Source organism: Pseudomonas sp. 2822-15 (assembly GCF_002742515.1).
In the GTDB taxonomy this organism is placed as follows: domain Bacteria; phylum Pseudomonadota; class Gammaproteobacteria; order Pseudomonadales; family Pseudomonadaceae; genus Aquipseudomonas; species Aquipseudomonas salomonii.
On record NZ_LJRY01000198.1, the window covers coordinates 20,757 to 27,411 of the forward strand.

General features: G+C 55.9%; 6 protein-coding genes and 2 pseudogenes. 4 read left to right on the forward strand and 4 right to left on the reverse strand.

Going from position 1 to position 6,655, the window contains the following annotated elements:
• Positions 1-36 precede the first annotated feature (36 nt).
• Positions 37-1,137, reverse strand: a complete 1,101-nt coding sequence (locus tag AOA59_RS19330; RefSeq protein ID WP_099488748.1) for an alkene reductase — start codon at positions 1,135-1,137, stop codon at positions 37-39.
• A gap of 149 nt (positions 1,138-1,286) precedes the next feature.
• On the opposite strand from AOA59_RS19330, the gene AOA59_RS19335 reads away from it, so the two are divergent.
• The 3 genes from AOA59_RS19335 (at position 1,287) to AOA59_RS19350 (ending at position 3,991) form a co-directional block, all read left to right on the forward strand.
• Positions 1,287-1,874 (forward strand): TetR/AcrR family transcriptional regulator, encoded by a 588-nt coding sequence (locus tag AOA59_RS19335; protein WP_099488749.1) that lies wholly within the window; start codon positions 1,287-1,289, stop codon positions 1,872-1,874.
• A gap of 278 nt (positions 1,875-2,152) precedes the next feature.
• Entirely contained in the window at positions 2,153-3,367 is a 1,215-nt protein-coding gene (locus AOA59_RS19345) for an aldose 1-epimerase family protein (protein ID WP_099488751.1), read from the forward strand.
• Between the two features lie 213 nt (positions 3,368-3,580).
• Positions 3,581-3,991, forward strand: a complete 411-nt coding sequence (locus AOA59_RS19350) for an ester cyclase (protein ID WP_099488752.1) — start codon at positions 3,581-3,583, stop codon at positions 3,989-3,991.
• Here the strand turns inward: AOA59_RS19350 and AOA59_RS19355 are convergent.
• Positions 3,983-4,360, reverse strand: a complete 378-nt coding sequence (locus AOA59_RS19355; protein WP_256593070.1) for a MarR family winged helix-turn-helix transcriptional regulator — start codon at positions 4,358-4,360, stop codon at positions 3,983-3,985. The genes AOA59_RS19350 and AOA59_RS19355 overlap by 9 nt on opposite strands.
• 238 nt (positions 4,361-4,598) lie before the next feature.
• Here AOA59_RS19355 and AOA59_RS19360 point away from each other — a divergent pair.
• Positions 4,599-5,721: pseudogene (locus tag AOA59_RS19360) on the forward strand (IS3 family transposase).
• Between the two features lie 83 nt (positions 5,722-5,804).
• Here AOA59_RS19360 and AOA59_RS19365 read toward each other — a convergent pair.
• Together AOA59_RS19365 and AOA59_RS19370 are read right to left on the reverse strand one after the other, a co-directional pair.
• Positions 5,805-6,011: a hypothetical protein gene (locus AOA59_RS19365; RefSeq protein ID WP_065929589.1), complete on the reverse strand. Its 207-nt coding sequence runs from the start codon at positions 6,009-6,011 to the stop codon at positions 5,805-5,807.
• Between the two features lie 204 nt (positions 6,012-6,215).
• A pseudogene (locus AOA59_RS19370) lies at positions 6,216-6,655 on the reverse strand (transposase); the annotation flags it as partial.

The following is a 6,655-nucleotide window of genomic DNA, read 5'->3' on the forward strand; positions in this document are numbered from 1 at the left end:
GTATCTCTCTTTCAGGATATGGGAAACAGAACGAGCTCAGCGTGCGCTGACGCTCGATTCAGCCAGTGTCGGGTAATCGATGTAGCCTGCCGCGCCGCCTCCATAGAGGGTGGCGGGATTGAACGCGGACAACGGCGCGCCACGTTTCAGGCGTTCCACCAGGTCCGGGTTGCCAATGAAGGGGCGACCGAAGGCGATCAGGTCTGCCTGGTCTTCAGCGAGCCGCGAGGTGGCCAGATCGAGGTCATAGCCGTTGTTGGCGATGTAGGTGTTTTTGAAGCGCTGGCGCAGGGCGGCGAAATCGAAGGGCGCCACGTCACGCGGGCCGCCGGTCGCGCCTTCGACCACGTGCAGGTAAACCACGCCGAGGGCGTCGAGTTGTTCTACGACGTAATCGAATTGCGCCTGCGGATCGCTGCTGGATACGCCATTGGCCGGTGACACGGGTGACAGGCGTACACCGGTGCGGTCGGCACCGATCTCACTAACCACAGCCTCCGTCACTTCGAGCAACAGGCGAGCACGATTTTCAATCGAGCCGCCGTAAGCATCGGTGCGCAGATTGGCGTTGTCCTTGAGGAATTGATCGAGCAGGTAGCCGTTGGCACCGTGAATTTCCACGCCATCGAAGCCAGCGGCGATCGCATTGACCGCCGCCTGACGGAAGTCGCTGACGACTCCCGACAGTTCGCTGATGTCCAGTGCGCGAGGCTCGGAGACGTCCTCGAAGCGGTTGTTGACGAACACTTTGGTGGCGGCGCGCAGCGCAGAAGGGGCCACGGGGGCAGCGCCGTTTTCCTGCAGGTCGACGTGCGAGACGCGGCCGACATGCCACAGTTGCAGAAAGATTTTTCCTCCCTTGGCATGCACGGCATCAGTCACGACGCGCCAGCCGTCGATCTGTACCGGCGTGTAGATTCCCGGGGTGTCTTGATAACCCTGCCCCTGCCGGGAAATCTGCGTGGCTTCGCTGATCAGCAAGCCGGCGCTGGCGCGCTGGCTGTAATAGGTCGCCGCGAATTCGCTAGGGACCAAGCCTTGACCGGCGCGGTTGCGTGTCAGCGGCGCGAGAACGACGCGGTTTGATAGCGTGAGGCTGCCGAGTAGGTAAGGCGTGAACAGAGTCTGCTTGGTCATCTGATGAATCTTCCGTGCCCGTTGATGAAGATCAGTGGTGCTTGCAATTAGGATGATGATCGAAATCTAAACTGTCAACAATTTTGATTATGGGTGACATCTATGTATCATCGGACTGAGGATTTCCCGGGAAACACGAGGTATTGCAAATGAGAGTAACCAAGGCCCAGGCGCAGGCAAATCGAGAGCACATCGTTGAAACCGCCTCTGAGCTGTTCCGTGAGCGGGGCTTTGACGGCGTCGGCGTTGCTGATCTCATGGCGGCCGCTGGTTTCACTCATGGTGGTTTCTACAAACATTTCGGGTCGAAGGCCGACCTGATGGCCGAAGCCTCGGCGTGCAGTCTGGCCAAATCGCTGACAGCCGCCCAAGCTCTGGATGTTCCGGGCTTCATCAATGTCTACGTGAATAGAGAACATCGCGACGCACGCGGCAGTGGTTGCACGATGGCCGCGCTGTGTGGCGACGCGGCGCGTCAGGCGGACGATGTGAAAGCGACGTTCGCCGAAGGCATAGAGCACACCTTGCAGACGCTGGAAGAGAAATACCCGACAGCAACGGATCCTGAGTCGGGTGAGGGCAGAAAGAAAATAATCGACCTGCTTTCACGTGCCGTCGGCGCGATTATCTTGTCGCGCGCCTGCCCGGATGACTCCGCACTTGCTGATGAAATACTTGAAGTGTGCCGGGCAGAAATGGTTGCTTCATGGCCGGTCGATGCGGTGAAGCCGGTGTAGAGACGGCGCTCATTCAAAGAGTAGCTTCAGTAAAAGTGCGATGATTCTGCTCGGAGCAGAAAGTTAATTTGAGTCCAGAACGATGGGCCGCGAATGACGGGCTTTTGGCCGATTGCTGACTTTAACGAAGGTCAGCAAACGGCTATCAGCGACATTACCGTTTTTTCCTTACGCCCACTGCCCGCTGCCAACCTCGTCGGCATTGAGTCCATTTTTAGCTTGATGAAACGTTTCAGCAAGTTTATAAAAATGGCACAACTCCAAGAAAGGCTTCCCTCATGACCCCGCTTAAACTCTTCGTTGCCCTCAGCGCACTGTCCGCTGCCTCCCACGCCATGGCCTGGGATTACGTTCTGCTCGACACCGACAAAGCCGCCCAGCGCTGGCAGATCACCAGCCAGCAACTCGGAATAAAAACCGACAAGCCCTTCAGCGTTACCCTGCGCACCTTGCACGGCGGTCGCCAGGAGGGCGTCAGCATCGTCGATATCGATAACGGCACCATGAAGCTCTCGGTAGTGCCGACTCGCGGCATGAACGTGTTGCAGGCCTCGGTCGGCAGTGTGCGCATGGGCTGGGATTCTCCGGTCAAGGAAGTGGTCAATCCGTCCTTCATCGAGCTCAATGGCCGCGGTGGTCTGGGTTGGTTGGAAGGTTTTAATGAACTGGTCGCCCGCTGCGGATACGAATGGGTCGGCCACCCCGGCGTCGACAACGGCGAACTGCTGACCCTGCACGGTCGGGCCGCCAACATTCCTGCGAACAAAGTCACCCTGCATATCGATGAAAAACCACCGTACGCCATCACCCTGCGCGGCGAATTGAAAGAGCAGGCGTTCAAGAAGGTCGACTTCTCGGTCGCGACCGAACTGGTCACCGAACCCGGCAGCGTCGTGTTCGCCCTCAACGACACCCTGACCAACAACGGCGACTATCCGAAGGAATACCAGGCGCTGTATCACAGCAACTTCAGCACCCCGTTCCTGGAACAGGGCGCTCGTTTTGTCGCGCCGGTGAAACAGGTGTCGCCGTTCAACGACAAGGCCAAGGGCGATCTGCCCGACTGGCAAACCTACCGCGCACCGACCAAGGACTACGACGAAACGGTTTACAACGTGGTGCCGTATGCCGATGCCAAGGGCGATACGTTGACCGTGTTGCACAACAAGGCCGGCAGCCTGGGCGTTTCGGTCGGCTTCAATACCCAGACACTGCCGGTGTTTTCCCTGTGGAAAAACACCGATACCCAAGGCCAGGGCTATGTCACAGGGCTGGAGCCAGGGACAAGTTTTTCCTACAACCGCCGTTACCAGCGGCCACTGAACCTGGTACCGACAATTGGGCCCAAGGAACACAAGCAGTTCCGCATCAGCTACAGCTTGTTAGCGGATAAGGCCGCGGTGGATAAGGCCTTGAAGCAGGTGAGCGAGATTCAGGATGGGCGGGAGACTGAAGTGCGGCAGACGCCGTTGGTTGATCTGACCAAGGAGTGATGCCGGCTGGAACATTGTCGGCCGAAGTGTGCGCGTCTGATCCCGTCGGCTTGTTCAAGGTCCGCCAGCGAGCGTGTGACCTTGAGCCTGCGACTGGCAGCAATAGATCAATGCCCTGCGGATGTCATCGGACAGCGCTCACTGATGCTCTGGATATGTACAGTCTAACTGTATATATTTGGGCTTCTACGCATTCAAGCATCAGGTGGCGTTATGTCAGCAGTGAACAAGGCTATCGTCCGTCGTTTCAATCAGAAGGTTATTGAGAATTGCGACCGCCACGAATTTGAAATGCTCGTGGCGCAAGACTTCATAAATCATTCAGCGGCAGCGGGGCAAGACGGAGGTCGGGAAGGTCTATGGCATACCTTTCACAATGTTCTGCATCCGGGCTTGTCCGACCTCCAGGTCGAGGTGCTGGATCAGGTTGCTGAAGACGACAAGGTGACGACCCGAAAGCGCATTACCGGCCGCCACTGCGGGGTGATTGCCGGGATACAGGCAACGGGACGTGCAGTGTCCATTGATATCATCGACATCGTTCGCATCCGCAACGGTCAATATGTCGAGCACTGGGGCGTCAATTCGTTGCCGAGTGTGCTGGCGGCTTTGCGCTCAGGTTGATTGACCGTTTGGGGCGGCGGCAATCAATTGCTCCAGGATTCTGACCGCAGCTTCGAGTGTTTGCAGCTGTGACGCGGTGGTTTTTTCCTTAAGCTGGCGTGCCAGCCAGTCACTGCGCTGAAGACGACTGTGTTCAAGCGCAGCTCGACCAGGGGGCGTCAGCTCGAAGAGCTGCTTTCGTGCATCGCTTGGATCAGGACTTCGTGTAACCCGCTGCTGCTGCTCCAACTGGGCGATAACCAGCCGCATGCTTTGATGCTTGACGTGACGATGTGCAGCAAGCGCGCTTATGCTCGCGGGGCCATGACGGTCAAGCAAACCTAGCGTTTCAGATTGTGCCGAGGACGGTGTGTCCGACCCACTGCGCACTTCCCGGACAAGATTGCCGACTACTCTTCGCAGATCTTCGGCTAACTGTTCAACTGCCTCTTCAAAAGAAGCAGAGTGATGATTGGGAGATTCTGAAGGGGAGGGCAATGGGCTTTCTCAGATGTGGTTGAGCAAATAAGCATACATGAGTTCGAATGACCGCTTCTGGCCCAGTGTAGTGTTCTAATGAAACCGGACACCCATTTAGGTGAGAATGCTCGCCAGATCGAGGCGTCAGATGACCAAACAACGCCGCTCCTTTACTCCTGAATTCAAGCGCGAGGCCGCAGACCTCGTGCTCAAACAAAACTACAGCTACATCGAAGCCAGCCGTTCACTCGGCATTGGTGAGTCAGCATTGCGCCGCTGGGTTGACCAGATTCAGAAAGAACATAAAGGCATCACCCCGCAGAGCAAGGCGCTGACGCCGGAACAGCAAAAAAATCAGGAACTGGAGGCCAAAATCGCTCGGCTTGAGCGAGAGAAATCCATATTAAAAAAGGCTACCGCGCTCTTGATGTCAGAAGATCACGAGCGTTCGCGCTGATTGACCAGTTGAGCGCCCATGAACCGGTTGATTGGCTGTGCAAGGTGTTTGACGTCACTCGCTCGTGTTACTACGCCCAGCGCCTGCGGCGCCGTACGCCCGATGTTGAACGGCTTCGATTACGTAGTCGCGTCAGTGAGCTGTTCTCGCAAAGTCGCAGCTCTGCGGGCAGTCGCAGCATTCTGTCGCTGATGCGTGAAGACGGTGAGCAACTCGGTCGATTCAAAGTGCGTAGCTTGATGCGCGAGCTTGAATTAGTGAGCAAACAACCCGGCTCCCATGCCTACAAACGAGCCACAGTAGAAAGACTGGATATCCCGAACACATTGAACCGCGAGTTCGACGTGCCAGCGCCCAATCAAGTCTGGTGCGGCGATATCACCTACATTTGGGCAAGGAAAATCGCATTACCTGACTGTCGTCCTGGATCTTTGTACGCGTCGGATCGTGGGCTGGACGATGTCGGAAAAACCAGACGCTGAGCTGGTGATCAAAGCGCTGGATAGGCTTACGAGCAGCGTGGCAGTCCTTCGGATCTGCTATTCCACTCGGACCAGGGATCGCAAGCCGACTCTTTCGCCAGCGTTTGTGGCGATACCGCATGCGCCAGAGCATGAGTCGACGAGGAAACTGCTGGGGTAACGCACCGATGGAGCGCGTATTTCGCAGCTTGAAAACAGAATGGATACCGACCGTGGGCTATCGAACTGCGCAGGAAGCACAGCGCGATATCAGCCATTTTTTGATGCATCGCTACAACGGGATCAGGCCTCATCAATTCAACGATGGGTCGGCTCCAGCGCGGGCCGTTTAACGTCGTGCCCGGGATTAGTTGACCACTACACTGGGCCTTCATGCTGGTCCATGTCCTGCAGCGCGTACGGGCCGCGAGGTTGCTTACATAATGAAAGTGATAGCCGAATACTGCAGGGTTTCTGGACTGCTTGCGGTTGGCCTTTCGATCACTACGGAATCAGCGTTGATTTCAACAATTTTTTCCTCCCTCTCTGTCTGTTTGTTGGGAAAGTCAAAGTATCCAGTCAGATTAACCAGCTGCCCAACTCCGAATTTATTCAGCTTGGTTTGTGCTTCTTTATTGTCCATTTCGGAAGACCTCAAAAGTGTGTCGTTAAGGTACAGGTGCCCCCAAAGGTTAAACGCTTTAAATTCAAGGGTGAGCTGTAAGAAATGACAGTTTTTTAGACGGTTTTGGAATTGAGGTCGTACGTGTCAGTTGGTTTCGGAAATCGGGAGTCGGAAATCGGGGTCACGGAAATCGGGGTCAGACCCTGAGGGATCCCCACAAATTTACCTTAAGCTATGCGCTTGATGGCTTACCTCATCACGCAGAGCCCGTTCCAATATTCCAAGTCTCCTCGGCCCCCAAAATCTGTGCAGCTTCGCCAGTATTCCAAGCCTAGTCGCCACAATGAGAGCACTCGCCTGTCTTTGATGCTGTTGCTTTGGTAGCGTCGTTCCAAACCGCTTTCTCGTGCCTGCAGCCCTGTCAAAAACAGAAGGTAGTTGGCCAAAGCAGCAATCAACAACAACACCTCAATGCGCTTTGGACAATGGCTTCGATGCAGATTAAGGCCCAATCCCAGGTGCTCATTTTTTACATCTCGAAAGCCTTCTTCGATCTGCATGCGGCGCTTATAAATCGCTACGATCTTTGCTGGATTCCATTCGCCTTGCTTAAGATTGCTGGCAAGCAACCATGGCTCCCGTTCACGCCTGGCTGACTGTCC